Here is a 25600-nt window from a genome sequence, read left to right on the forward strand (position 1 = left end):
ATTGGGGGTCAGTTCATTTTAGCGGCTCTTTTTTTACGTGAAATTGATAAAATCAATGTCATTAAACCTGCGCGCTAATAATCTGTCTAATTTTCAGAAGACGCTGGATTTAGAATGTGACTAACAGATTTAATGATCGCAGGAACTATGATGGTTATTAGTACTAACGTGAATAATGATGCCTCAAACCAGTGCCAACCTAATATACTTGTAGTATAAAAGTAAGCGCCTAAAGAGAGTGGCAGCGTCAAATTAAACACGATTAAGACGATTAACGCAGCTCCTGCCCATACCATACTGATTCTCAAGTCCTGAAAAACCTATAGACAGATAGCACGTACCAGATATTGTAACAAGTAAAGCACTAAGGCAGCCTGATCTCATTTTGTTGCCTAGAATATTAACGAAAAAAGCAAAACTATCAGAACGCCTAATTATTTGAATTAGCATTCAAAAATTAATATTACTTTCAAATGCTATTAGTCTTTGTAAAACTCATTTATCGTCTCTTTAGTTGATTGTCACATGATTGTTTTTTCATTTGGTATCTTGAAAATAAGTTTATGCTTTGTAGTCGAAGTTTAATTCATGCCTAACATATGCTTTACAAATTCGCTGCGATCTAGAGTAACTGATTCAGGACTTTTCCCCGGCACGACCGACAGAGACACCATCGGATGTCGGTAAGGGTTCTTACAATAGCTATATCAATAGTATTGATATTTTAACTAGTGTGGTATCAGTTAATAGAAACAATACTATTGATTTTTAGATAGCTCGCCCAGTAATGAGCTTTCGCTCCACATCGTTTACTTCATGCTGAATTATTCGTTGATTGGGAAATTCGAAGGAAACAGTGCTCGTTTTGCTTCTTCATCACGTTCGGTTTTAAACTCAATGCCTTTGCCGATTTCGCGAGCACGCAGTGCAGCAGGGCGAGTGTTGATTGCGTTAAACCAACGCTTCAAGTTCGGGTAAGGTTCTAGGCCTTCTTCACCAAGCACGACTGGTGCTTTGTCAATCCAACCCCATGCAGCGACATCGACAATGGTGTACTCATTTCCTACGATAAATTCACGACCTTCCATATGCTTCTCTAACACTTCGTAGTGACGTTGTGCTTCACGTAGGTATCGGTTCACAGCGTAGTCTAAGCCGGCTGGTGCAGCATGGCGGAAGTGTACCGATTGGCCTGAATATGGACCAAGGCCACTCGCGATAAACATCATCCAAGAGAGTAGTTCAGCTCTGTCTTCTGGCTGACCGCTAAGCTTGCCTGTTTTCTCTGAGAGATACAGAAGGATAGCGTTAGAGTCGAATACACGTTGTCCTTCATCTTCAATCGCAGGCGTTTTGCCATTTGGATTGATTAAACGATATTCCGGTGAATGCTGCTCACCCTTTAAGGTATCGACAGGAACAAGTTCAAAATCTAGGCCTGTCTCTTCCAAAAACAGAGCGATCTTCATTGGGTTTGGTGTTTGGTGAAAATAGAACTTAAGCATGGGGTAACTCCTTGTATTGGTCATTTATTAAAGCACCACTTGAACGATCGTTCAATGGTTGATTTTGAATTATTTGAAGATCTTCTGACTCGCATTCCAACTCTATGTGTTGAAGACCTCGTTATTTGAGCGAGGGGTAAAATCGCGCGATTCAGTGTGTTGGATTTTAAGTTGTTGAAAAAATGAGCTTAAAGTGGTTTTTTTGATTCGTTGCTTTATGCGGAGTTCGGATTTGTGATGGGTGGTTTTTGGCGGGATAGGGCGTATGAAATCCGCAGTCAGATATTCCAACAAAAACGTTGAGCACTGGTTCAAACCAGAATTATCTGGATGCACAGGCTTATTGGTAAGTTCAAAATCGTGATCTGCTGCCACACCTTATGCAACAAACGAATATAAACGTTAGAGATTAAGGTGTGCTTCACGGTTTTTTAATCTTAGGGACTTACATTGGTGAGCAAATCTGATGTGAACACTTAACGACACAGGATCTTTTCATGAAAAAGAACATTATCGCCCTCGCTCTTGGTGGCATGCTGGCTTTTGGCGCAACACCTTATTCTTTTGCTGCTAACGACGGCGCAGTACAGGCTTCTGCGGATTACGCGCAGTTGGTGACTAAGCGACAAGTTGTCGACCAATTACTTCTTGATGCGTTGCAGGCGTTTAAGTCTCCGGCAAGAATTTCTCACGCGGGCTTTACGGCTAAAATGCCAAGCAACATGGAAATTGTGACTAACCGATTGTTAGAAGTTTACCAACTAGAACCTTACCGTACTGATTTGCTTATCTCGGCAGCGAACGCTCAGATCTACAACAAGAATGCAGAGCGCGCTATTGAGCTGTTTGAGCAAGCGCTGACGGTTGCACCAGACGATGTTGATCTTCATGCTTACCTTGCGGTTTGGCAGCGATTTGAAGGCAATGAAAGTGAATCCAATAAGCACATGGAGAAACTGGAAAGCCTGAACAAAGGTAAAGCAGAAGACATCAAACGCATTTTTGCTACGGTCGACCGCGTGTTAGAAACACCGTTGAAAGAGTCTGCGGATAAAGGCTTGCTTGATCATCATGGCGCGATTGTCACTTTGGGCTATGCGCTTAATCCAGACGGCTCTATGCATCAAATTTTGATTGAGCGTCTTGAGACAACATTGGCGATGGCTAAGGCGAACTCAGATGCGATGATCGTGTTAACGGGTGGCGTGCCCAAGAACCACAAGACTGAAGGTAAGTTAATGGCGGATTGGCTTATCGAGAAAGGGGTAAGCAAAGATCGCATCATCGAAGAGAATTACGCGACCAGCACGGTAGGCAATGCCTTATTCAGTAGCTACGCACTTGCTCGCCATGATATTAAGCACGCGACCATTATTAGCTCGGCAAGCCATGTTCGTCGTGGTCAAACTCTGTTTGAAATCGCTAGCTGGCAAACCGGCCCTCAGGGCATTACTTTTGATACGGTTTCTTACCCAGACAAGCCACTCGCAGATCTTAAGAAGGCGAGTGATGGTGAGCTACTAGGTATCTACCGAGATGCGCTTAGAACCTATGGTATGTGGAGCTACCGCTCTTACCCATTAGAGTCTCGCTAGGCTTAGGGTTACTTCACAGTAGGCAAAGTATAAGTTGCTAGTACAATCGAGCACAGCTAGATGGTATGCTGTGCTCCTACTTAATTTAGTGTTTCAAAGGCAAAAAAATGAACCCGATTTTAGCAATGTTGAAAGAGAACAATATTAGCGACGAGCAGATCAGCGAGCTATTCAAGACGTTGACCGAGAACCCTCTTGCAGCAATGGCGACGATCAGCCAACTTGGCTTACCACAAGATAAACTTCAAATGCTGATGGGCCAGGTAATGCAAAACCCTGCGCTAATCAAAGAAGCCGTTGAAGAGCTTGGCCTAGATTTCTCTAAGGTTGAAGCGGCTAAAGAACAACTTCAAAAATAAGCGAATTTGAATGAGCTAAGATCGAATTAGCTTAATCAAAATTCAATGAAAAGGTCGTTTAAGTTCAGCAACAGGCTGTCTTAACGGCCTTTTTTGATCTTGGTGGCGATTATTCACTTTGATCAAGTTGCTTTCAATCCCTGCTTCCCATTTTCTACTCAACGACTATTTCAACACAATTGACAGCACTTTTGCCAAACATGCGTTGCTACTGACAATTTACTTACTAGACTTAATTAACCTATGTGCGACTTGATATGTGCGACTTGATATGTGCGACTTGATATGTGCACCTTGATGAACAGTGTTTTTTGGATGAGGAATGCCCTGAATAGTAGGGATCATCAAACAATAGCGCTGTTTATTTATGGGTCACAACAAGAAAAAGAATAAGAGGGCACTCAAATAAGCCCTTTATTGAGCAGTGATTTTATAGGAAATGAGTTATGAAATATTTAAAGGAAACGGCTTTAGCTAGCCTTGTGTTGGCCGGGCTTGTTGGTTGTGGCGGAGACTCAGGATCATCAAGCAGTACGACACCCATTACCTTGAGTGTGAGTGATGCGCCCGTCGATGATGTTAAAGATGTGACGGTGACATTCAGCATGGTAGCTTTACTTCCGATTCAGGGAGGTACAACGCTAGTGTATGACGTGTATAAAACGGACGAAAACGGTGATTACGTTGATGAAAATGGCGACCCGTTGCCAGACGGTGAAGATCCTATTCCATTAAGTGTCAATTTATTGGATTACCAAGGAAGCGATGCACTTCCTTTGATTGAAAACGAGGTAGTTCCAGTAGGTAGCTATAAACTATGTGTGTTTGCGAATGATGGCGATCACCCGACACATCCATCTTATGTTGTAGAAAACGATGACTCGATTCGTGAGTTAACGGTGAAAGGTAATGGCGCGTGCCCGCAAGGTGTTGGTAAAGAAGATAACGCTGGCGTGCTTTACTTTAATGATTCATTTAATGTGAACCAACAGAGTAACGATTTTGTTGTCGAGTTCGATCTTCGACGTGGCCTAAAGAACAGTTCGACTTTCCCTGATTACACTATTCAAAGAACGTCTGTAAGCCTTATCAATACGGTTGAGACAGGAAACATTGAAGGTACTGTTTCGAGTACCACTTTTGAAGCTTGTAACCCTACAAATGATAATACTTATGTTCAGTCGGTGTACTTGTATGAAGGTAATGTCGACAAAGCTGACATGGCGCCTATTGGCGGTTCCGATGAGGTGAAGCCGATTACTTCAGCATCAGTGGCAATGAATGAAGCACAGACTAACTATGAGTTCTCTCTGGGATTTATTGATCCAGGTACTTACTCATTGGGTTATACCTGTACCGCGCAACACGACAGTGATGAAGACAATGCTGATCCGGTTGCTGATGGTTTTGACATTTATGAAGTTCAAAATAGTGTTCAGGTAGTGGTTGGTCAGGATAACCAAGTATCGTTTTAAATCTTTGACGTGATTAAGCATTCGAATAAAAACGGCCTCTCATTTAGAGGCCGTTTTTGATCATGTCACCTAGTTAGCATGAATTTGATGATCATTGAGTGTGACTCTAGGGAAGTGATAATGTAACTTTGTATCTCTTACTTTAACCTAGCGAAATGTACTCCGGCGTTGCTCATGAAATCTAGCTTAAGCATTCGATCTTACACCAAGCAATTTAATACCCATGCTCATGATGACCATCATCAACTGGTATTGCCGATCCAAGGCAGTATTAATATCGAAATGGTGGGGTATGTCGGTAAAGTGGCGGTGGGCGAATGTGTGGTGATTCCGGTAACCACAGCACATGCGTTTAAAGCGGACGAAGCAGCGCGGTTTATTGTCGCGGATATGGCTGTGTTGCCTCAGCATTTGTTAGAGCACGAGCTCTCGGTTTTCACGATAACGCCACCTTTGATGAGCTTCTTGTTGTTTGTTGAGAAGCAGCTGGAATATCAGGTCGATAGCGGTATTGAGTCATCCATCTTGGATGTGTTTTCACTGCTGTTAGAGCAACAACAAGTGAGCAAGAGCATCGACCCAAGAATCCGCGCTGTACAAAGGCTGATAGCGGATAATTACACACAACCATTATCCATTTCGCAACTTGCAGAAACGGCTTGTTTGAGCCCCACTCAATTCAAAAAACGCTTCAAAGAGTGCTTGGGCATCAGTGCGCTTAAATACATCACTCGATATCGCATGGAGAAAGCCCAAGCCTTGTTAACTCATACCGATTTACCGGTTCAATTGATTGCTGAAAATGTGGGCTATAGTGATGTGTCTGCTTTCAGTCGTCGCTTCTCTCAGCACTTTGGCATGTCTCCAAGGGCGTTTCTAGGCTCAATGAAAGACAGTCTTTAGAAACAACAATAGCGTCCTTTCGGCAAACTAACTTTTATCAATCTTCACTATTATCTATTTCAGAACTGAAAATTGGGTAATAGAAATGAATCTTGCCATCAATCGCGTTAACGAATTCCAAACGGGCACTTTAGCTATCTTGTTTGCTTCTATTTTATGGGGCACGACAGGCACCGCTGCAAGCTTTGCTCCTGATCTAAGCCCATTAGCAATTGGTGCTTTCTCTATGGGCGTCGGTGGCCTAATGCAAGCCGGCTTGGCGTATCGAAAAATCCTATTCGCTTTCGACAAACTTTTGCAGAACAAGAAGCTGCTGACAGTGAGCGCTTTGGCTTTGGCGGTCTATCCTTTAGCTTTCTATTCTTCAATGAAATTATCAGGCGTGGCGATTGGTACCGTGGTTTCGATTACAACCGCGCCTTTCTTTTCGGCATTGTTAGAGTGTCTGATTAGCAAAAAGAATAATATCAACAAACGTTGGCTCACTAGCTTTGCGATTGGTGTGGTGGGTATTGGGTTGTTGGTGTTTTCAGAATCTTCATCGACGAATGAGTCAGGTGATGATCTCAAGCTGTTGGGTATTGCGTTAGGTTTGCTAGCAGGGCTGTGTTACGCCATTTATTCTTGGGCGACAAAAGCACTGATCGATAAAGGGATTAAGTCGCAAGCGGCGATGGGCAGTATTTTTGGCCTCGGTGCGATGATGCTGCTGCCAACGCTCTGGTTTACGGGTGAGAACCTGTTTTCCTCGCAAACCAACGTATTAGTCATCAGTTATCTGACGCTAATCCCACAATGCTTGGGCTATGTCGCCTTCAGTTTTGGTTTACGCCATGTCACCGCGAGCAGTGCCAACCTGCTGACTCTGTTTGAACCAGTAGTTGCAGCGGTGCTTGCCGTCTGTGTTGTCGGTGAGCTGATTCCTTTTACAGGCTGGTTAGGTATGTCTCTGATTGTGTTGTGCTTGTTTATACAGTCGAAGCCATCTAAAGGAACGTTATAAGTATTTGTTTTGTTTTGCCTAATTGAAATTTTTTCATGTGTAATTCTTATAATTGAATAAAATCAGTATCTCAGTTGTGAGAGTGCTGTTACTATCGCTATCAATAGTCGGGGGGCATATACCTTATTTGGTGTTTGCTGAGATCGTTAATCGAGACCCGTTGAACCTGATTCAGTTAACACTGGCGTAGGGAACTATAAGCACTCGATCTGCGTCTGCACCCATGAAAACTTTCATGTGTTTATTGCGACTTCTCCTTCGATCGGTGTTCGTTCTCCTACGTCTTGTAAGATAGTAGGAGCGACAATGACACACAGTTCTATTTCAAAAGATTTAACGCCAAAAGCCTCAGTTTCGCAGCACTCTGCTGATGGTTCGATTCGAACAAACACTCCGATTGTATTGACGATCGCTGGTTCTGACAGTGGCGGCGGCGCAGGTATTCAAGCGGATATTAAAGCCATGTCTGCAACGGGTAGCTTCGCTTGTTCGGTGATTACTGCGATTACCTCTCAGAATACCCAAGGCGTATCAGCCATTTTTCCAATCCCACTTGAGCATGTTGCTAGCCAGTTAGATGCGGTGTTCACCGATCTGAATATCGTGGCGGTAAAAGTTGGTATGTTGGCGGATTCGCAAATCATCAAAGTCGTTGCAGACAAAATCAAACAATACCAACCAAAACACTTGGTAATTGACCCTGTAATGGTCGCGACAAGCGGCGACCTTCTTCTAGAAAACTCTGCTATCACTACGCTAAAACAAGAGCTGATTCCGCTCGCCGACATTATTACCCCTAACTTACCTGAAGGCGCGGCGTTAACAGGCAAGCCGGTACCTGAAAGCGAAGCCGAAATGCAGGACATGATTGAAGATCTGCGCGCTTTAGGTGCTAAAGCCGTTCTGCTAAAAGGTGGTCATCTAGAGAAAGATGAAAACAGCAATGACTTACTGATTCTACCAACTGCATCTGCTGTGATTAGCGCGAAGCGTTTTCCTACCAAAAACACTCATGGCACGGGCTGCACGCTCTCTTCTGCTATTGCTTCTTTCTTGGCTCAAGGCAACACGCTCCCAGAGGCTGTAGACCTGGGTAAACAATACATTTCACTCGCGATTGCCCATGCTGACGAGTTGAAAGTCGGTCAAGGTCATGGCCCAGTAAATCACTTTTTCGCTGGGCACGGTAATGTCCGTTAATACGGTTGGCGTTCAACTTAGCAATGCGACGTTGCGTTACCGAGATAGCGAGCACGCGACCCTGTCGGGGCTGTCACTTAACTTAAGCGCAGGTAAGTGGACAGTGCTACTTGGACGCAGTGGTTGTGGGAAAACGACGGTATTGTGTTATTTGGCAGGTTTGTTGGAAGACAAGGTGGAGTGGCAGGGTACATTGGCAACGTCTGATGAACTGCCTCTAACTGATCGTATCGCATACATGGCACAGCAAGATTTGTTACTGCCATGGCTATCGGTTATCGACAATGTATGCCTGAGCCATCGCTTCCAGAACACCACGAACAAGCATCAAAACGCAGAGCAAAGGAACCGAGCGTTCGAGTTACTCGCTTCAGTTGGTTTGGCCGATTACGCGGATACTACGCCGGATCAGTTGTCTGGTGGTATGCGCCAGCGTGTTGCTCTGGCTCGCACCTTAATGCAAGACAAACCTGTCGTGTTGATGGATGAGCCTTTCTCAGCACTGGATGCAGTAACAAGACACAAATTACAGACCTTAGCGTGTGAACTGTTGAGAGATAAAACCGTTGTGTTGATCACCCATGATCCGCAAGAAGCGGTGCGTCTGGCGGATAACTTGTATGTGTTGCAAGGCATGCCTGCGAGTGCTCACTCTTTACCTGTGCCTCACACCTCAACGCCACGAGTGCTCGATGGTGAGTGTGCCGAGTTGCAACAGGCGATCTTAGATCAGTTGGAGCGTGATTATGAATGATCTAACGCGAAGCGAAGCTGTAGCTCATTCAACTAACGGACAGGCTGCCACTACACGCCATCGTCAGATGAATCCTGTTGTTCGTTTGCTTATCAGCAGTGCTGTGATTCTCGGTTTATGGCAAATGGTGGTCGTTATCTTCGAGATGCCGAGCTTCATTCTGCCAGCGCCTGCAGAAGTCTTTATTAAACTATTCGAACGCTACGATGTATTGCTCAAACACACTTGGGTGACTGCGCAAGAGATCTTACTTGGCTTGCTACTCGGTTTGTCGATGGGGCTATTTTTCGCCCTACAGATGTTGATGTTCGAACCACTAAAACGCTGGCTGTTACCTATCTTAATCGCTAGCCAAGCGATTCCTGTGTTTGCGATTGCTCCAGTATTGATGTTGTGGCTTGGCTATGGCATCGCCTCAAAAGTGGTGATGGCGGCGATCATTATCTTCTTCCCTGTAACCACTTGTTGTTATGACGGCCTACGCAATACACCGACAGGTTATCTCGATCTTGCCAAAACGATGGGCGCATCGAAATGGCAACTGCTTCGTCACATCCAACTGCCTGCTGCACTGCCAACATTGGCGTCAGGTATTCGTGTCGCTGTGGTTATTGCTCCAATTGGCGCGGTTGTCGGCGAGTGGGTGGGTTCGAGTGAAGGGTTAGGCTATCTAATGCTGCAAGCCAATGCGCGCATGATCATTGATGAGATGTTCGCGGCCTTGTTTATCTTGGCGGTGCTCTCTATCTCGCTCTACTTCATCACAGACAAATTACTCAAAAAAGCTATCCCTTGGGAGAACCAGTGATGGCTAGCTCAATAACTCTTTGTTTAATAAAGCTTCGCTCAAGGCTATTTATCTAAACAACACCTCGTTAAAAATTAGATCGACAAACACAATAATAATATTCGAAAGGAAAGGTTAACTATGAAAAACACCAAATTGGTAGGTGCAGTAGCACTGCTTGCTTTGCTAGTTTCAGGTCATGCATTGGCGGGTTCTGAACAAAAGAAACTGACATTGATGTTGGATTGGTTTGTGAACCCGAACCATGGCCCAATTGTGATTGCTCAAGAGCGTGGTTACTTTGCTGACCAAGGCCTAGAGGTTGAAATCCAAGAGCCAGCTGACCCAAGCACTCCAGCGAAACTTGTCGCAGCAGGTAAGGTCGATTTAGCCGTAACCTACCAACCAAGCCTAACTATGGATGTGGCAGCAGGCTTGCCTCTAGTTCGCGCATCAACTCTTATCGCAACGCCACTGAACACGCTCATGGTTTTAGATAACGGCAAGAACGATTCGTTAGCGGACCTGAAAGGCAAGAAGATCGGTATTGCGATTGCGGGCAACGAAGAAGCGACGATCGGCACCATGCTGGCTCAAGAAAACGTTGAGTTTACTGACGTGCAAACCATCAATGTCGGTTGGGCACTGTCGTCTTCATTGGCATCGGGCAAGGTAGACGCAATTTGGGGTGGCTTACGTAACTTCGAAACTAACCAGCTAGCGCTTGAAGGCTTTAAAGCGAAAGCATTCTTCCCAGAAGAGCATGGTGTGCCAGCTTACGATGAGCTGATCTTTGTGGCGAACGCAAAGAAACACGACGACGAAGCAATCAAAGCATTCAATAAAGCACTTGAGCAAGCAACAACTTACATCGTGAACCACCCTCAAGATTCATGGAGTGAGTTTGTGGCGTATTCACCAGATACGTTGAACAACGAACTTAACCAACGCGCGTGGAACGACACACTGACTCGTTTTGCACTTCGCCCTTCAGCTGTAGATATGAAGCGTTACGATGATTACGCGCAGTTCATGTTCGACAAAGGTATTATCAAATCACTACCAAAAGCCGCAGATTACGTACCGACTTTTGACTAAGGAATCTCATGAAATACCAAGACTTAATCCAAGCCTGTCAGCAAGATTGGCAAGACTACACCGAGCATGATTTTGTTAAAACGCTGGCGAACGGCACTCTTGCTCAGCCGTGTTTTCTGCATTATTTGAAGCAAGATTTTCTGTTTTTGAAGCAGTATGCTCGCGCTTATGCATTGGCGATTTACAAAGCTAAAACTTTGGCAGATATGCGCCGTGCTCTGCCAAGTGTTCATGCTCTATTAGATTCTGAAATTTCACACCACGTGACTTACTGTGGTCAGTGGGGTTTAACGGAATCTGACTTGGAAAACGAACCTGAAGATTTTGGCACAGTCGCTTACACGCGCTACGTTCTAGATGCAGGTATGACGGGTGATCTTGTCGATCTTTATGCGGCACTGGCTCCGTGTTCAATTGGTTATGCCGTGATTGGTAAAGCGCTTCTAGAAAGCAGTGATACTGTTTTAGAAGGTAACCCATACGCGAGTTGGTTACAGCTTTACGGCGGAGAAGAGTTCCAATCGGGCGTGGCAACGGGCGCAGAGTATTTCAATCAGCTACTGGCTGAAATTGATATTAACAGCGAGCGCGGTCAGAACATCGTTCATATCTTCAAAACGGCAACACGTATGGAAGTGGCTTTCTGGCAGCAAGGTCTGAATGCACTTGATGACTCAACAGCGGATTAAAAGCGACTTTCACGAATAAGGATTAACCCATGCTAACTGAACAAATCATCCAATCGCTGCGTGCAGTACGAGAGCAAAAGCCGTTGGTTGTGAACATCACCAACTACGTGGTGATGAATAACACGGCCAATGCTCTGCTGGCGATTGGTGCTTCGCCTATCATGGCGCACTCGCAACAAGAGCTGGCAGAGATGATGTCTTTCTCTGGCGCTTTGGTGATCAACATCGGCACGCTCGACAGCGTTTGGACGCCAAGAATGTGTTTTGCTGTTGAACAAGCGAATGCGAACAACAAGGTTGTGGTTCTTGACCCTGTGGGTTGTGGCGCAAGTACGCTGCGTACCGAGACGTCCCGTCAAATCGCACGTTTAGCGGATAAGTTAATTATTCGTGGTAACGCGTCTGAGATTATTGCATTAGCAGGTGAGCAAGCGCAGAGTAAAGGTGTGGATGCGCTAGATAGCAGTGATGCTGCGTTAGGTGCTGCACAATGCTTAGTGGCTGAATACGGTGCAAATGTGGTGATTTCAGGCGAGACGGATTACGTTGTCACCAAAGACAGCGTGGTGACGTTAAACAATGGACACCAAATGATGCCGTATGTGACGGGTATGGGGTGTACTTTAACTGCATTGACGGGTGCTTTCGCGGCTGTTGGTGATGATAGTGGTTTAGCTGCAGCAGCGGTATTAGGCGTGGTTGGTGAAATCGCGGCTGAAAACTCTCGCGGCCCAGGTAGCTTGCAAATTAACTTGCTTGATGAGTTGTATCAGTTAGACGAAGAGACTCTGATTCAACGCTTGAAGATTCAGTAGGGCTAATCTAACTCTAAGCTACAAGTTAGAGTTAGATTAACTTAAAAAAGCCCCCGACACTTATGTGTAGGGGGCTTTTTATTACTGGTTTGGAACTGTGTCAGCTGTGTATAGACTGGCTGGCTAGGTTCTAAATCGGTTAACTTGGCTCTCTAGGTGATGAGCAACCTCGGTTAAGTCGCTCGCTGCACCTGAAATGCTGCTTACCGACTCTTGGTTGCTTTGAGCAATAGTGTTTGCACCTTGCGCGTTTTCACCCAGTGATTTGGTAAGACGATCCTGCTCATCAACCGACACCGCGATTTGGCTGTTGGCTTGGTTCAGGTCTTGGATGTGTTGATTAATCACATGTAAATTCTGAGAAGCTTGCTGCGCCTGCGTTGAAGCGTCTGAAACCGTGCTGTGGCTCTCTTTGATAGACTCTAACGCATCTTTAGCGCCACGTTGTAGTGAGGTGATGAGCTCATCAATCTGGCTAGCAGAGTCTTGGGTACGTTTAGCGAGCGTTCTTACTTCATCGGCTACTACTGCAAATCCGCGACCTTGTTCACCTGCGCGCGCAGCTTCAATAGCCGCATTCAATGCCAACAGGTTGGTCTGCTCAGAAACGCCTTTGATTACTTCAAGAATGGCACCAATGTTCATCGACTCTTTGTGTAGGTCAGTCACTTTCTGGCTGCTTACCTGCATGCTTTCATCGGCGCTACCAATTTCATGCAGTGTCTTATCTACTTCTTTCAGTCCCATCGCCACATTCTCGGTGGCTTGGTTGGCAACTTGAGACGCGTGGTTAGCACTTGCCGCAATTTCTGATGTGCTGGAAGCTAATTGATCAACGGCAGAAGAGATATTGATCATTTCACTGTTCAATTGTGTTGCGTTGGTCGAGCTGTTATTTGTCACTTGATTGAGTGACTCCGACATCTCACCAATACGCACGCTAGAACGGTTCACTTGGCCAACAATATCGCGCAGAGATTCAATGGTGATCTCCATATTAGTCAGCAGTTCGCCAATCTCATTTTTGCTCTCAATGTTCACTTCCACATTCAGGTTGCCCTGAGAAAGCTCGTTGGTGATCTGTTTAACTTGTGCGATGCCTTTAGTAATAGAGCGAGTCACCAACACGGCGCTCGTCATGCCAATAACTAAAGCCACACCCGTCAGCAATATGATGATTTGAATCGAGCGCTTTTCGCTGGCTTGCAGTTCTGGTGTTAATGCTTGTTTCTGTTGTTCTAGAATGCTCTGAGCATCAGCTACCGAAATCGCTAAGCTGTCACCAATAGAGGCGAGGGTAGCGGTTCTTTGCGTGTTCTCAATCATCTGTTGATGAACTTGCTCAAAGCCTTTCGCGTACGCTTCCCGTTGGTTAGAGAAATCTTCAATCAATTCACTTTGATAAGGAGATGATTTAAGAGATTCAATATCGCCTTCTATACCTGGCAGAGCATATTCAAAAATGTCTTTACCAGCTTCATAGGTTTTGAGGTCGTTGTTGTTTGAGTAACTCAGCACTGTGATCTTGGCTGCGAGGAAGTTCTCCATCAACATGCCTGCGTATAAGCTCGCGTTTGGATCATTGTTATTGTAAGACTCATACAATAAGCTCTGAGCCGCTTTCAGTGCGTTGGTTTCTCGTGTGACCATCTCCACGTTCACTAACTGGTCAATGAGCAGTTGGCTCTGTTTCATTGATCCATAAGCCGCATCAAAAGCTGCAACGCTGTCTTGCACTAATTGCAGGCTCGACAAGCTATCAGTATTGGTGGTGGTTTGGATTAAGTTGTTCAGCAGTTCATCAATCGCAAGTTTGCTCGATTGATAATTCGCTTCGTATTGATCATCCAATGACTCTAAGTAACGTTCAGAAGCTAAACGCATCTGAAGAAAGTGCACTTGAATGTTGCCTGACAATGTCGCCTTGTGGCTGAGTTCACTGTATTGGCTAAAACCGTTCGACAAGGTTTGGATACCTTTGTAACTCACAAAGCCTGAAATGACGAAAAAGAGCAAGCAGATGGCATAACCCAGCTTGATCTTGAGCGCTATAGAAAGGTGGCGCATAACTATCCCTATATTGACCTGATTCCTTCACAGAGCAGTATTTCATAAAACGGTGTGTCGGGCATACTCAAAGTGAATAGTTTGTGTAAAAAGTAACGCTTTAGTTAAGTAATTCAGTTTTTTCAACACGGTTTCAACGGGTTGCATATTTAATGGCGCGCGCTTAATTGAGCTAATTTAGTATTAACGTCCATGCACATGATGATAATTGTCGGTAAAATGGTAACAACTCAATTTAGACTTCAACGCCAAAGGTGCGATATGACCCTTTATAAACTCTATTTAGTAACGGATGACCAACAAGATTTAGATACGCTCAAGTTCGTGGTTGAACAAGCAGTTGCTGGTGGCGTCACCATGGTCCAAGTAAGAGAAAAACATGGGGACGTAAGAGCCTTCATTGAACGAGCACAAGCGGTTAAGTCGATTTTAGCTGGCTCCGGTGTTCCGCTAATCATCAATGACCGAGTGGACGTTGCATTGACTGTCGACGCCGATGGTTTGCATCTGGGGCAATCGGATATGCCTGCAGAGTTAGCACGCAAGCTGATTGGCGCGGATAAAATTCTTGGGTTATCGATTGAGACGGAGCAGCAGCTGCAAGAAGCCGATAGCTTGCCGATTGATTACATTGGCCTTAGTGCGCTGTTTGCGACACCGACCAAGACAAACCTCAAGAAACATTGGGGTTATGAAGGCATTCAAATGGCTTTGAAAACAACGAAATTGCCGATTGTTGGTATCGGTGGAATCAACGAGTCGAACATTCCGCAGTTGGTTAACACAGGTATTCATGGATTAGCCTTGGTCTCAGCGATATGTCACGCTGAAAGCCCAAAACAAGCGACGCAGGATCTGCTATCTCTGATGGGAGATTGAAGGGGGAGTAGAACTAGAAAACAAATGAGGTTGGTCATCTGTTTTCTAGTTAAAGCACAAGCAGGGAGTCGTGCTAGGTGTGCTTATCGATAGAGCATTTAAGGTGCTCTATCTAACACATCGTTTGGCTATTGAATGCAAAGAGCAACCGTGCCGATGACCATAAGAACGATCGCAGCGTACCAACCGTATTGTGCTGTTTTATCAGCAACAAACACCTTAATGTAGTTGATCTCTTCATGCGCCATTGCGATGAAGTCCGTGTAGTTAATCGATAACTCACGGCTAGCTTCTTTCAGGTCTTGTTGAAGCTTGTTGAAAGACTCATCGATGAAGCCCTTTGTTTCCGAAGCAGACGGAGTAGCAGTTAACGCAAGGCTATTCCAAACCGCCATACGCGATTCATATTCGCTTTCACTGACACAATTAAGTACGCGTAAATCATACTCTCGTTTGTTACGCTCTTTACCCATTTTCTCAGGGCAAATATTTCTTAAAACGTTCACGACAAATTTTCCAAAAGGTTCATTTAGATATAAAAAAGCACTCAAAGAGCGCTCATAAACTGGGTGCGAATTAATATTCAAAAAGTGATCTATTTGAAACCGATATAAGCAACGGCAAGGCTGAGCGCTTATCTGGGAGATTTGAAGTTGGGTCAGTGGTGTTAAAGAACGATTTGGGTCTGTCTATATTCGTTTGAAAAGACAAACCCGTTGGGATCGCATAGTAGTTATGTCACTTTGGGACATCAACTAGGGTGTTTTATCCACACGACAAAGATATTTATCGGCAAGATAAGCAGAAATGAGGTAGCGGTGGTGAGTCCCACGTCGATATTGAATCTATGAATTGACGATGAGTGAAGAACAGGGGAGGTTAGTTAGCCTGCCATTGATTGTATTGCAGTGAGTGTCTCTTAAGCTGCTCAATAAGGCTGGTGAGAACTGGGCCATTGATGTGGCTGCGAGAAACTAAACAACCTACTGGAGTAATCCAACCACCATGCTCGTGTGAGACAGGTAACGCCACAATATCGCCTTTTTGAATGCCTTCCATCACCATCATCTCGGGCACATTTGCCCAACCCACGTTTTGTTCAACGAGATCAACAATGTTCTTGTGGTTGTTCGCATACCAACGCATCGAGCTAATACCATAGGTGAACCACAGTTCGCGCTGCTTTGAGCTGCGATGCACACATTGGCGATAGCGCTTGAGGTCTGAGTCTTGTACTACCGACATTTGGCTGAGTTCGTGAGTGGCAGAGCTAACAGTTAGGAAACGCGCTTGGCCCAGCAAAAAGAAATCCATATCGACCTTCAGTTCGCCATCCGCGTAGATGATGCCAATCTGTGCTTTTCCTCGTCTTACTAGGTCTTCAACATCAAAGGTTGAGGTGGTAATGATATCGAAGTGTGTGATTGGAAATTGATCGGCGAGTGAGCTGATTATCTTAATGAAGTTCTTATCTATGATGCTTTCATCAACCGCAATGATCAGTTCGTGCTCATCTTCTTGGGTCAGCGATTCTACTTTTTGATCGAAGTACTTTTGCTGGTCAAGAATGGACTTAGCCACAGGCAATAACGCTTTACCTTTGCTGGTTAAAACGGGGATGTTTTTCTCTCGGTTAAACAGCTCTTGGTCAATGGCAATTTCGAGGTTGGCTATCGATTGGCTTACCCCAGACTGAGCTCGTTTCAGTTTGCGAGCGGCGGCAGAGAAAGAGCCACTTTCACACACCGTGACGAAGACTTTTAGTTGCTCAAAACTGTACATGTTATCTCTCGCTCAATACAAAATGGGGTACTTATACTTAAGCTATCACTAAACGTGATGGCTGTTAACTTTCTCTTATTGTTTTCGGTGACATAATTTCGGTAAGTCCACCATGTTATAAATTGCTATAGGAATGTATGAGTACGTTAGAGAGAGTTTTCCACTCGGTGTTGTTTGAAGTATTGGCCGTTACACTGTCAATTATAGGTTTAGCGATATTTACTGATCACGATGTGAATGCCTTATCAGGAACCATGATAGTTGTTGCGACTATCGCAATGATTTGGAACTACTGTTTTAACCGTATTTTTGATCGTTATTTCACGGGTGAAAAATCAAAGCGTTCGCTCAAATTACGTGTTTTTCATGTCGTGCTATTTGAGGCTGGCTTGTTGATCGCGACAATCCCTGTGATGGCATACTTACTTAACGTGGGGTTATGGCAAGCATTTTTGATGGACATCGGCGTGACCATTTTTATTACCATTTACGCGTTTGTGTTTAATCTGATTTATGACCATGTTCGAGCATTCTGGGTACGCAGAGGGGAGCTAGCCGTTCAGTAATCTACCAAGTCAGTAAACACGAGCTTGGCCACTAACCGTTTGTTTATTCGTTATTTTGACGGAGATATTCGGTTAGTAGGCCTAGGTAACCCATCGTTTGTTCTGCTATCTTAAATAAGGTGATAATTTGAGTGCTTGAAAGAACAGATTAAGAGGAAAGGATGCCAGATACCTCTCAGATAATGACAGTGGTAGATAAGAAGGAAGTCGAGCTGTTCGCGGAACTGTTCAAACATATTGATGGTGAAATCTACACCTTACTACGCAGTGCCCAAATCCCTAATGATATTCTCACCAGTAATGACCATTACGATTATCTCCCTGAGACAACGGTTAAGAACGTGGTCAAGATTATGGGGGAATCTGCGTCGAGAGAAGAGTTTTCGCTGTTTATGTGGAGTTTTTGCAAGCAAACCTATGTACCAAGGTTTGTGGCTAAGCTAAGTCAGCAGGATTCATTGAAAAGCGCGCTAGACCAATTTGGTGAGCAGCTGAAGCTCGTATCCAATGGTGCGAATGTCTATACCAAGCAATCCGGAGGCAAGTGGTGGTTGGTTCGCGAGAAGCCATTTACTAACGCGCCTTGGTTTAAGTTCGCTGAATTGTTCTCTGTCATTTTCATCAACGAGCTACTTTCAGTATTAACACAAGGGCGCTGGCAGCCATCGGAGGTTGGCATTCAAAGTGGCGATCTCGAATGTTTTCAATCTCTACCACAAATGGGCAATGCTCAGTTTTATACGCATAGACCGGTTACTGCCTTTGAGATCCCTGAAGACATCATGCTTGCACCGATTGTTTTACCCAAAATTGCTCAAGTATCAGATCTCACTAAGCCTTTACCTAGCTCATTCTTGAGCGCTTTTAAGCTTGTTATTAAACCTTATCTCACGATGGGGAAACTCCCAATTAGCTTAGCTTCTGAGATTCTGAATATTCATATCAGAACAATCCAGCGTCGGTTGGAAAGTGAAGGGGTGGTCTACAAAACCTTGATTGAAGAGATGGTTCTTGAGCAGGTTTTAGAATTGCTTAAGCAGTCAGATATATCGATCACGCAAGTAGGTGCGAAAATGGGCTATTCCGATTCTTCCCACTTTACCCGAGCCTTTAAACGACAGATGAACATGACGCCAAGACAGTATCGAAAAGAGCACAGCTAACCTCGGTAAGCAGCAGTACAAAGCTACCAGTAAGAGCTTCGGCAATAACAGCTCCGCAGCGAAACTCTAGCCAGTAAGTAAAAACTCCAGCCAGTAAGCAGAAACCGGAGCCTGAACGCATAATTATTTATTGTCACCAAATGGCCATTTATCAACCTTGAACACTGGCAGTATCACTACTAAGTTATTGAATGTTGATGAGTTGTTTTTGCCTCGATTTTTTCCCGGAATTTTGATTAGATTTTTGTGATTATCGCGGCTGACAAAAACACCTTTGAAACCTCATGACAGTCATTAGTAGTTACGGAATCGTTATGGGAAGTGGACTCCACTCATAAACGGAATCAAGGTGTATAAATGAAAAATGCAGGCTTAAAACTCTCTGTTGTTGCTCTTTCGTGTTCATTTGCTCTTTCTGCAAATGCTGCATCAACGCTATTTACTAACGTCGATGTATTCAATGGTACTGAAAACAAATTGTACGAAGACCATCATGTATTAGTCGAAGATAATCTTATCAAACAAATCTCTGCAAGCCCGATAGAGGCTGGTGATGCTGTAGTGATTGACGGCGAAGGCAAAACGTTAATGCCGGGTTTAATCGAAGGCCATGGTCACTTGTTGCTGAATGGCGGTAATCTAAGTGACCACGAAAACAACCGTACGATTGAAGAACTGGCTGCTCGAGCAACAGTGAACGCGAACGCCGCGTTTCAATCAGGTTTCACCACGTGGCGTGATGCTGGTGGCTTGAATACTGGCTTACGTAAAACAATCGATTCTGGCATGTTGCCGGGCCCACGACTTTACACATCAGGCGCATTTATTGGCCCGACGGGTTCGCATGCCGATTTCAGTAACCTAACCACGGCTAACCAACACTTCTTTGGTTCATCGACCAGTATGGCTCGAAATAGCGTGAGCTTTAATGCCGATGGTATTACAGAAATCAAAGCCGCTGCTCGTCAAAACTTCAAGCAAGGCAATACTCAAATTAAGATCATGTCTTCGGGTGGTGTGGCTTCAACATTTGACCCTTGGCAGCTGAATGCGATGTCTGCGGAAGAAATTGAAGCTGCCGTGGAAATTGCTGATGCGTATGGCTCTTACGTGATGTCGCACGCCTACAGTAAAAAAGCGATCATGCGTAACTTGGATGCGGGTGTTAAAACAATCGAACACGGTTTCATGTTCGATGGCGATATCGCCGACAAGATGGAAGATAAAGACGCTTACATCACAACTAACATGACCGCGTTTTCACCTTACCTGACGCAGATCGAAGCGATCAACTCGAACCCTGCCTCTAAGCGTAAAGCGGAGTCGGCAACCAAAGCATTCAAAGACTACATCTCGAATGTAAACAAGTACCAACCGAAATGGGGTTTCCACACAGACTGTGTCGGTGACGTGGTTTCTTGTATCAAACAAACCGACCACACGATCTTCCTTGCAGGTAAAGAGTTAGGCAACTTCTTCACTTTGAAAGGGATGACATCGGTAAACGGTGAGATCGTTAAGTTATCTGGCGTGATGGACCCATACCCAGAGGGTAAGTTAGGCGTGATTGAAGCGGGCGCATACGCCGATATCATTATTGTTGAAGGCAACCCACTTGAAGACTTGTCAGTGATTGGGGCAAACGAAAAATGGTTTGATGCAGAGCCGCGCAGCCCTGAAATCGACACCATTAAAGTCATCATGAAAGATGGCAAAGTCTACAAAAACACGCTGTAACTCAGTTCGACAACTCAGTTAAAAATTAAGCTTAATGGGTGACCTATTTGGGTAGGTCACCTCTCTTCAAGGTGTTCCTTATGCAAAAAATGCTTTCTCTTATCCTGTCGGTGGTATCACTGACGACCGTTGCTTTTCCTACTTTTGCTGAAACAGCGATGAATCTTGAGTGGCAAGACCTGAACTCAGAGTCTCACGAAATGAAAGTAGAAATGCCGGATCTCACCGATCAACAAATGCGTCTATTACAAGGTGTGATAGCAATGAGTGCATCAGAGGAGAAGCAAGCTCAACAACAGGCTTTATTATTTAAACAAACGCTAAAAGAGCAGGGCGTGGACGCAGACGAAATGATCGCACTGCGTGATGAATACATGCAAACCATGAAAGCAAACGCCGAAGCTATTACAACAGAGTTTGATGGCAAGAAAGTACGAGTTCCCGGTTTCATCGTTCCACTGGAGTTCTCAGAGGGAATGACTGCAACAGAGTTTCTGTTAGTGCCTGTGGCGGGTGCGTGTATCCACATGCCGCCACCACCTGCAAACCAGATTGTGCGCGTGTCTTTCCCTGAAGGCTTTCAGGTACAGAACGTTCAGTACCCAGTGTGGGTTGAAGGTGACTTTAGCTCGAACAAAGTGACTGAAGAGGTCTTCCTCGTAGATGGCAAAAGTAACCTCACCATGGGTTATGAAATGAAGGCTTCGATGATTGAAGACTATTATGAAAAAGAAAATTAATGGTTGTCATCAAATGACAATTTTCAATGTGAGTAATGAATAAAATAAAACTAACTTAAAAAGCACTGGTGACATGATGAACTCAAGATTCTCTAAAGTAAGTATGGCTATTGTGATGGCGGCTAGCCCAATGAGCGGCGTTGTTTACGGCGCTAACTTTGAAGGCCCAGATTCTGTTGAAAATACAATTGCAGAGCAGAAAGCACAAAAGAAATCTTGGTGGGATTCATTAGCTGAAGATGGTTTTACATTTGGTGCAGATTACTTTGCTTTGGGGCTGACCTCTGGGGATGGGGTTGGCGGCGATAGCGTTGATGCATCGTCGGGTGTGGCACGATTATACGGTTCATGGCATCTATTAGGAAACGGCACACATAACTCAGGTAGCTTAGTTTGGAAGGTGGAACATAGGCATGCCTATGGTGATACTCCGCCAAAAGACTATTCATTCGGCCCGCTTGGCTATGTCGGTGCAATTGGTCCGGCATACAGCGACCAAGGGTTTCGTGTTACGGACTTAAATTGGAAGCAAAAAATCAATGATGGCAAAGGCACCATTATTGTCGGTTGGCAGGATGTAACGAACTATGCGGATGTTTACGCTCTAGCAAGCCCGTGGTCTGGTTTTACTAACTTGGTATTCTCGACAGGCTCAGGTGCGATGGGCTTACCGGATGACGGTGTATTGGCCCTTTCTGCCGGTCATATGCTAGGCGAAAACTTTTATGTGGTCGGTGGTATCGCTGATGCAAATGGTCAGTCAGATGATATTTTTGATGGCTTTGATAGCGCTTTTGGTAGTGATGCGTCTTACTTTACAACACTTGAATTAGGTTGGACGGCTTCACAAGACCTGATTTATACAGACAACTTCCATGTGACGTTCTGGGATTTTGGTGACGATACTCGCCACAGTAATAGCCTTGCAACTGAAGGTGGCTCAGGTGTCAATTTCTCATGGAGTCAGTTTATCACGCCGCAAGTTATGCCGTTTGTGCGAGGTGGTTTCTCAGAAGGTGATGTTGCCCTTTACGATAAATCAATCTCTGTTGGTATGGGTTACTTTGGATTAGGAAAACCAACCAACAATTTAGGCGTGGCACTTAATTGGGCAGAAGTGAATGGTGATTCTTTTGCAGCTGATGCGAAAGCAATAAGTGGTAATACAGAGCAATGGACGGCTGAAATTTACTACAACATGCAACTCAACGATTTCATCCAAGTCACACCTGATATTCAATACATTAAAGATCCTGCGTTCTCCAATGAAAGTAGCGCTTGGGTGTTTGGTGTTAGAGCGAGAGTCTTTATCTAACTTCTCTGTTTGTTAATCGCTGAAACGTAAAGAATAGATGTAAAAAGTGAGCCTGTTCGGCTCACTTTTTTGTCTTAGGTCTGTATCAAAAGCGGCTATGCTTTTTCGGCTTTGGGCGTGTCATCGAGTGCGAAGTAGATCTTTGAAACAATAATCTCTGCGACCAAGATCGTGAATACCACAGCGAAGAACGCTACGACACCATTCCAAGGGCCTGTGAAATCTACCTTGTCTCCAAACAAGATATTGATGGCTTCCAGCATCACAAACTTAGAGCCCACTAGAATCACGTAACTGGATAAACCGCGATAAATCTTAGGCGCAGTCCCCGGTTTAGATTTGAAGTAATCAGCCAGCTTATGTTCTAAACCGATAGACAATTTGAGCAATAGCTGGAGCAGAATCGCAGCTGCAAATGAGATAGTGAAAGACTCGATATTGACGAAGTCCCAGTATTCATCAAAAAAATTAAGAACGGTTAAATCGACGAGTACCGCAAGCGTGTATCCGACAAAGAGTCGTTGGGGCGTATTAAATCCATATACTTTTTCTATATTGCTCATCTACTTCTTCCTGAGTAAAGGGTTATAAAAAACTTAGGAGTTAATCCTATAATTTTCAAACGCTTATTGTTTTATATGCGAAACAAGTCTTAAAGTCAGTTTGGCGCATTATGGTAAGTAAGGGTTTTAAGAATGATCCAAGATAAGACTCCAATTTAGACAGAGGCGCATATGATTATTCATTTTAGAATCCAAGACGTAGAAGAACTTTGGGGAGCCATCGATTTAGCAACGCTCTTGCAGTTGGAACTGAGAGCAGTATCAACCACACCGTTAACTCTCTGATTGAATTAGTTAAGTTACCAATTACACTTGAAGCATAAGTTTGAATGGAGTCAACTTAATGCTTTCACCCCTATCGCACTATCCCCGTTCTATTATTCTGCTCTTAATGGGCCTCAGTTCTTCCTCGGCCTATGCATCCAATGAATTGATTCAGAACCGCTTAGAGAAGATATTTTCTGTGTCAATTGCGCTGACTGACAGCGATGCCATTTCAATTGGCTTTGTGGATTTTGATCCTAATTCGTTTATCAATTTAAACGACAGTGGTTTTGGCTCAGATAAAACCATCGATACTCGAAGCCAAGTGAGTGTGGGCTCCATCCCTTACTCTTCCGTGATTAAAACGGATGACCCTGACTTTGACCTTATTTGGTCTGTGCGAGGGTCTTATGCGCTTTCTGAACAGGATATTGAGATCTCATCAGATGTGACTCCTGACCGTCGTGTTAACCCAAATGAAGACTCGGTATTGGGCCTGTATGGCTTTTTCGGAGGGCAAAACCATTTAAACCAACATTGGTCTATCGCCTATGGCTTAGGCACTCACTTGCTCTATTACCGCAATAAATACGAATACAACAACAGCTACTCTCAAGCATTTCAATCTCAGCTAGACGGCTACGCGTTGAATACATCAGCATGGGCACTTGTTGCAGAACCTTCAGTCAAACTTCAATACTTGCAACCAAAGGAGTGGGGCAGTTGGAATGTGTCTTCAAGAGTTCGTTACTTTTATGGAACAGGCTGGGGCGAAGCGAACGATGGCGATATCGGTAACCCAGAAGGGATGCGATTCATTAATGAACTAGAGTTTAGGCAAAATGTAGCGCTCGATGCTTGGTCGCTTAATAACCCTCAAATCCACTATAACTTAACAAGAATCGATGTCGCGGGTGATTTGACTGCTCCTTTAGATACGCACTATTACTATGAATTCGGGGCCGGATTAGTATTTGATGTGCCTTACGATTCTTACTTTTTTGACAACTTCGGGATTGGAATTAACTTCAATTATGGCAGCTCACTCAGTGGCGGTAGCTTGTTGTTCTTACTCAATAATTAGTTGTTCCTGATTAATAACTAGCTCTTTCTATTAAACAACTCGTTTCTTCTGCTCAATAGTTAGCATAAGCCTATGCGCTTAATGTTCGATATGTGATTTGAATTTGTATGTGTCGCAAAATGGTAAATATCTTAGTGGAAACTTAGCCATCATAGTCATTCGCCCATCACTAGAGCAGACTATGAATAAGTTAAGTTTTGACCGAAAAATGCCGCTATACGTGGTGTCTACACTTGCCCTTAATATGGCAGTTAGCTTGTGGTTATTGAGTATGGCTTCTTCGGCAGTCATGGCTTTTTCTGTGTGCGCGTTGTTTTTGCTCAGTACCCTCATTACCGCACGCCTATATCGACATGAAATGGCTCAAAGCAAGAATAGCTTGTCTGAAGCGATCATTGATGGCGTTGCTGGTTTTATGATCCTCGATAGTCAATTGAGGGTCATACAAGTGAATCAACAATTCTCTCGGGTTTCAGGTTATGCCTTTGACCAAGTCGAATCTCGTCCGATTTCTGATCTCTGTTTTATGAATAACAGCAGCCTAATCACGACCATTACTCGCTCACTCAAGGAAAACCAGAGATGGAAAGGTGAGTTGAGTGGCGTCAGTCGACTTGGTGAGCAGTTTACCGTAAACGTTGTGGTGGAAAAGCTAACTGAAATTCTGCCGCACAATAACAAGTACGTGGTGACCTTTACGGATATTAGCCGACGCAAGATATTGGAGCGTCGATTAAGAATGCTGGTGGAAACGGATTCACTGACAGGGTGCTGGAATCGACGCCGCTTTGATAACGACTTAAAACATTATTCTAACCTGGCAGAGCGTTATGGTTACACACATTCCTGTTTGGCGTTGATCGATTTAGATCACTTCAAGGCTATCAATGATAATCACGGTCATGACCAAGGTGATTCAGCGCTGAAAGAGGTCGCTGAACTGTTGAGAAACAACAGCCGAGACACTGATATCGTCGCGCGAGTAGGCGGAGAAGAGTTCGCTATCTTGATGCCTGAAACCAATTTGGCAGAAGCGTTTGAGGCGATGTATCGACTGAAAGAAGTGATTACCAAAGGGACAACATTGAACCTGACCGTGAGCAGTGGTGTGTCTGAAATACAGGCGCAAGCCGAAGCGACCTATCGCAGTGCAGATAAGGCACTTTACCGCGCTAAAGGTAACGGGCGAAATAGAGTGTGTAGCTCTAGCCCAGGCTGTGCTACTCCAATTGCCCTTGGTTAGATGTAGGCCGTGCT

Annotated in this window: 24 protein-coding genes and 1 riboswitch; of the genes, 19 read left to right on the top strand and 5 right to left on the bottom strand. The window is 44.5% G+C overall.

Translation table 11 applies throughout. The features are described 5' to 3' along the window. Window positions 1-824: 824 nt before the first annotated feature. Complete coding sequence (locus AB4384_RS18735) at window positions 825-1505, bottom strand: glutathione S-transferase family protein (RefSeq protein WP_372129943.1); 681 nt, start codon at window positions 1503-1505, stop codon at window positions 825-827. Between the two features lie 497 nt (window positions 1506-2002). Between AB4384_RS18735 and AB4384_RS18740 the strand changes: the two genes are divergently transcribed. The 11 genes from AB4384_RS18740 to thiM all read left to right on the top strand — a co-directional run bounded on the left by AB4384_RS18740 (window position 2003) and on the right by thiM (window position 12183). Next, window positions 2003-3100 (top strand): ElyC/SanA/YdcF family protein, encoded by a 1098-nt coding sequence (locus AB4384_RS18740; RefSeq protein ID WP_372129944.1) that lies wholly within the window; start codon window positions 2003-2005, stop codon window positions 3098-3100. A gap of 107 nt (window positions 3101-3207) precedes the next feature. Beyond that, a complete protein-coding gene (locus AB4384_RS18745; protein ID WP_004731647.1) occupies window positions 3208-3459 on the top strand; it encodes a DUF2999 family protein in 252 nt (83 codons plus the stop codon). 446 nt (window positions 3460-3905) lie between these two features. Continuing rightward, window positions 3906-4934 carry a DUF4382 domain-containing protein gene (locus AB4384_RS18750; RefSeq protein WP_372129945.1) on the top strand — a complete coding sequence of 343 codons (1029 nt, stop codon included), beginning with the start codon at window positions 3906-3908 and terminating at the stop codon, window positions 4932-4934. Window positions 4935-5108: 174 nt separating this feature from the next. After that, window positions 5109-5837 (top strand): AraC family transcriptional regulator, encoded by a 729-nt coding sequence (locus tag AB4384_RS18755; RefSeq protein WP_016793022.1) that lies wholly within the window; start codon window positions 5109-5111, stop codon window positions 5835-5837. A gap of 85 nt (window positions 5838-5922) precedes the next feature. Continuing rightward, entirely contained in the window at window positions 5923-6840 is a 918-nt protein-coding gene (locus AB4384_RS18760) for a DMT family transporter (RefSeq protein WP_372129946.1), read from the top strand. A gap of 98 nt (window positions 6841-6938) precedes the next feature. After that, window positions 6939-7050, top strand: a riboswitch (TPP riboswitch). Window positions 7051-7146: 96 nt separating this feature from the next. Next, window positions 7147-8040 (top strand): bifunctional hydroxymethylpyrimidine kinase/phosphomethylpyrimidine kinase, encoded by an 894-nt coding sequence (gene thiD / locus AB4384_RS18765; RefSeq protein ID WP_372129947.1) that lies wholly within the window; start codon window positions 7147-7149, stop codon window positions 8038-8040. Then, the gene (locus AB4384_RS18770) at window positions 8030-8794 is read left to right on the top strand and encodes an ABC transporter ATP-binding protein (protein WP_104216410.1); all 765 of its coding nucleotides are present in this window, start codon (window positions 8030-8032) and stop codon (window positions 8792-8794) included. Before thiD ends, AB4384_RS18770 begins: the two co-directional genes overlap by 11 nt. Then, window positions 8787-9602 (top strand): ABC transporter permease, encoded by an 816-nt coding sequence (locus AB4384_RS18775; RefSeq protein WP_372129948.1) that lies wholly within the window; start codon window positions 8787-8789, stop codon window positions 9600-9602. The genes AB4384_RS18770 and AB4384_RS18775 overlap by 8 nt, the downstream gene beginning before the upstream one ends. Before the next feature lie 120 nt (window positions 9603-9722). After that, window positions 9723-10679, top strand: coding sequence for an ABC transporter substrate-binding protein (locus tag AB4384_RS18780; RefSeq protein ID WP_372129949.1), 957 nt, complete (start codon window positions 9723-9725; stop codon window positions 10677-10679). An 8-nt stretch (window positions 10680-10687) separates the two neighbouring features. Next, entirely contained in the window at window positions 10688-11368 is a 681-nt protein-coding gene (gene tenA, locus AB4384_RS18785) for a thiaminase II (protein WP_136978324.1), read from the top strand. A gap of 29 nt (window positions 11369-11397) precedes the next feature. Then, window positions 11398-12183, top strand: coding sequence for a hydroxyethylthiazole kinase (thiM, locus tag AB4384_RS18790; protein WP_372129950.1), 786 nt, complete (start codon window positions 11398-11400; stop codon window positions 12181-12183). 123 nt (window positions 12184-12306) lie between these two features. On the opposite strand, the gene AB4384_RS18795 is transcribed toward thiM, so the two are convergent. Next, window positions 12307-14250, bottom strand: coding sequence for a methyl-accepting chemotaxis protein (locus AB4384_RS18795; RefSeq protein WP_372129951.1), 1944 nt, complete (start codon window positions 14248-14250; stop codon window positions 12307-12309). Between the two features lie 261 nt (window positions 14251-14511). Here AB4384_RS18795 and thiE point away from each other — a divergent pair, with 261 nt between their 5' ends. Continuing rightward, on the top strand, window positions 14512-15129 hold the full coding sequence (gene thiE / locus AB4384_RS18800) for a thiamine phosphate synthase (protein ID WP_372129952.1): 618 nt from the start codon (window positions 14512-14514) through the stop codon (window positions 15127-15129). Window positions 15130-15257: 128 nt separating this feature from the next. Here the strand turns inward: thiE and AB4384_RS18805 are convergent, their stop codons facing one another. Beyond that, a complete protein-coding gene (locus AB4384_RS18805; protein ID WP_017064409.1) occupies window positions 15258-15602 on the bottom strand; it encodes a hypothetical protein in 345 nt (114 codons plus the stop codon). A gap of 406 nt (window positions 15603-16008) precedes the next feature. After that, window positions 16009-16911 carry a LysR family transcriptional regulator gene (locus AB4384_RS18810; RefSeq protein ID WP_065585080.1) on the bottom strand — a complete coding sequence of 301 codons (903 nt, stop codon included), beginning with the start codon at window positions 16909-16911 and terminating at the stop codon, window positions 16009-16011. Window positions 16912-17048: 137 nt separating this feature from the next. Here AB4384_RS18810 and AB4384_RS18815 point away from each other — a divergent pair, with 137 nt between their 5' ends. The 5 genes from AB4384_RS18815 to AB4384_RS18835 all read left to right on the top strand — a co-directional run bounded on the left by AB4384_RS18815 (window position 17049) and on the right by AB4384_RS18835 (window position 22432). Next, entirely contained in the window at window positions 17049-17477 is a 429-nt protein-coding gene (locus AB4384_RS18815) for a PACE efflux transporter (protein WP_017066716.1), read from the top strand. Between the two features lie 182 nt (window positions 17478-17659). Then, the gene (locus tag AB4384_RS18820) at window positions 17660-18640 is read left to right on the top strand and encodes a helix-turn-helix domain-containing protein (protein ID WP_372127556.1); all 981 of its coding nucleotides are present in this window, start codon (window positions 17660-17662) and stop codon (window positions 18638-18640) included. Window positions 18641-18997: 357 nt separating this feature from the next. Continuing rightward, window positions 18998-20377, top strand: coding sequence for an amidohydrolase family protein (locus AB4384_RS18825; protein WP_017071981.1), 1380 nt, complete (start codon window positions 18998-19000; stop codon window positions 20375-20377). 80 nt (window positions 20378-20457) lie between these two features. Next, window positions 20458-21117: a DUF3299 domain-containing protein gene (locus tag AB4384_RS18830; protein WP_136989419.1), complete on the top strand. Its 660-nt coding sequence runs from the start codon at window positions 20458-20460 to the stop codon at window positions 21115-21117. Window positions 21118-21190: 73 nt separating this feature from the next. Further along, complete coding sequence (locus tag AB4384_RS18835) at window positions 21191-22432, top strand: carbohydrate porin (RefSeq protein WP_372129953.1); 1242 nt, start codon at window positions 21191-21193, stop codon at window positions 22430-22432. Window positions 22433-22527: 95 nt separating this feature from the next. Here AB4384_RS18835 and AB4384_RS18840 read toward each other — a convergent pair whose 3' ends face one another. Then, the gene (locus AB4384_RS18840; RefSeq protein WP_004731619.1) at window positions 22528-22995 is read right to left on the bottom strand and encodes a hypothetical protein; all 468 of its coding nucleotides are present in this window, start codon (window positions 22993-22995) and stop codon (window positions 22528-22530) included. A 343-nt stretch (window positions 22996-23338) separates the two neighbouring features. Here AB4384_RS18840 and AB4384_RS18845 point away from each other — a divergent pair, with 343 nt between their 5' ends. Both AB4384_RS18845 and AB4384_RS18850 read left to right on the top strand, forming a co-directional pair. Then, complete coding sequence (locus AB4384_RS18845; protein WP_054545669.1) at window positions 23339-24343, top strand: Solitary outer membrane autotransporter beta-barrel domain; 1005 nt, start codon at window positions 23339-23341, stop codon at window positions 24341-24343. A gap of 181 nt (window positions 24344-24524) precedes the next feature. Next, on the top strand, window positions 24525-25586 hold the full coding sequence (locus tag AB4384_RS18850) for a sensor domain-containing diguanylate cyclase (RefSeq protein WP_017072268.1): 1062 nt from the start codon (window positions 24525-24527) through the stop codon (window positions 25584-25586). The last annotated feature ends 14 nt before the right edge of the window (window positions 25587-25600 follow it).

The organism is Vibrio sp. 10N.261.51.A4, assembly GCF_041471945.1.
In the GTDB taxonomy this organism is placed as follows: Bacteria; Pseudomonadota; Gammaproteobacteria; order Enterobacterales; family Vibrionaceae; genus Vibrio; species Vibrio crassostreae_C.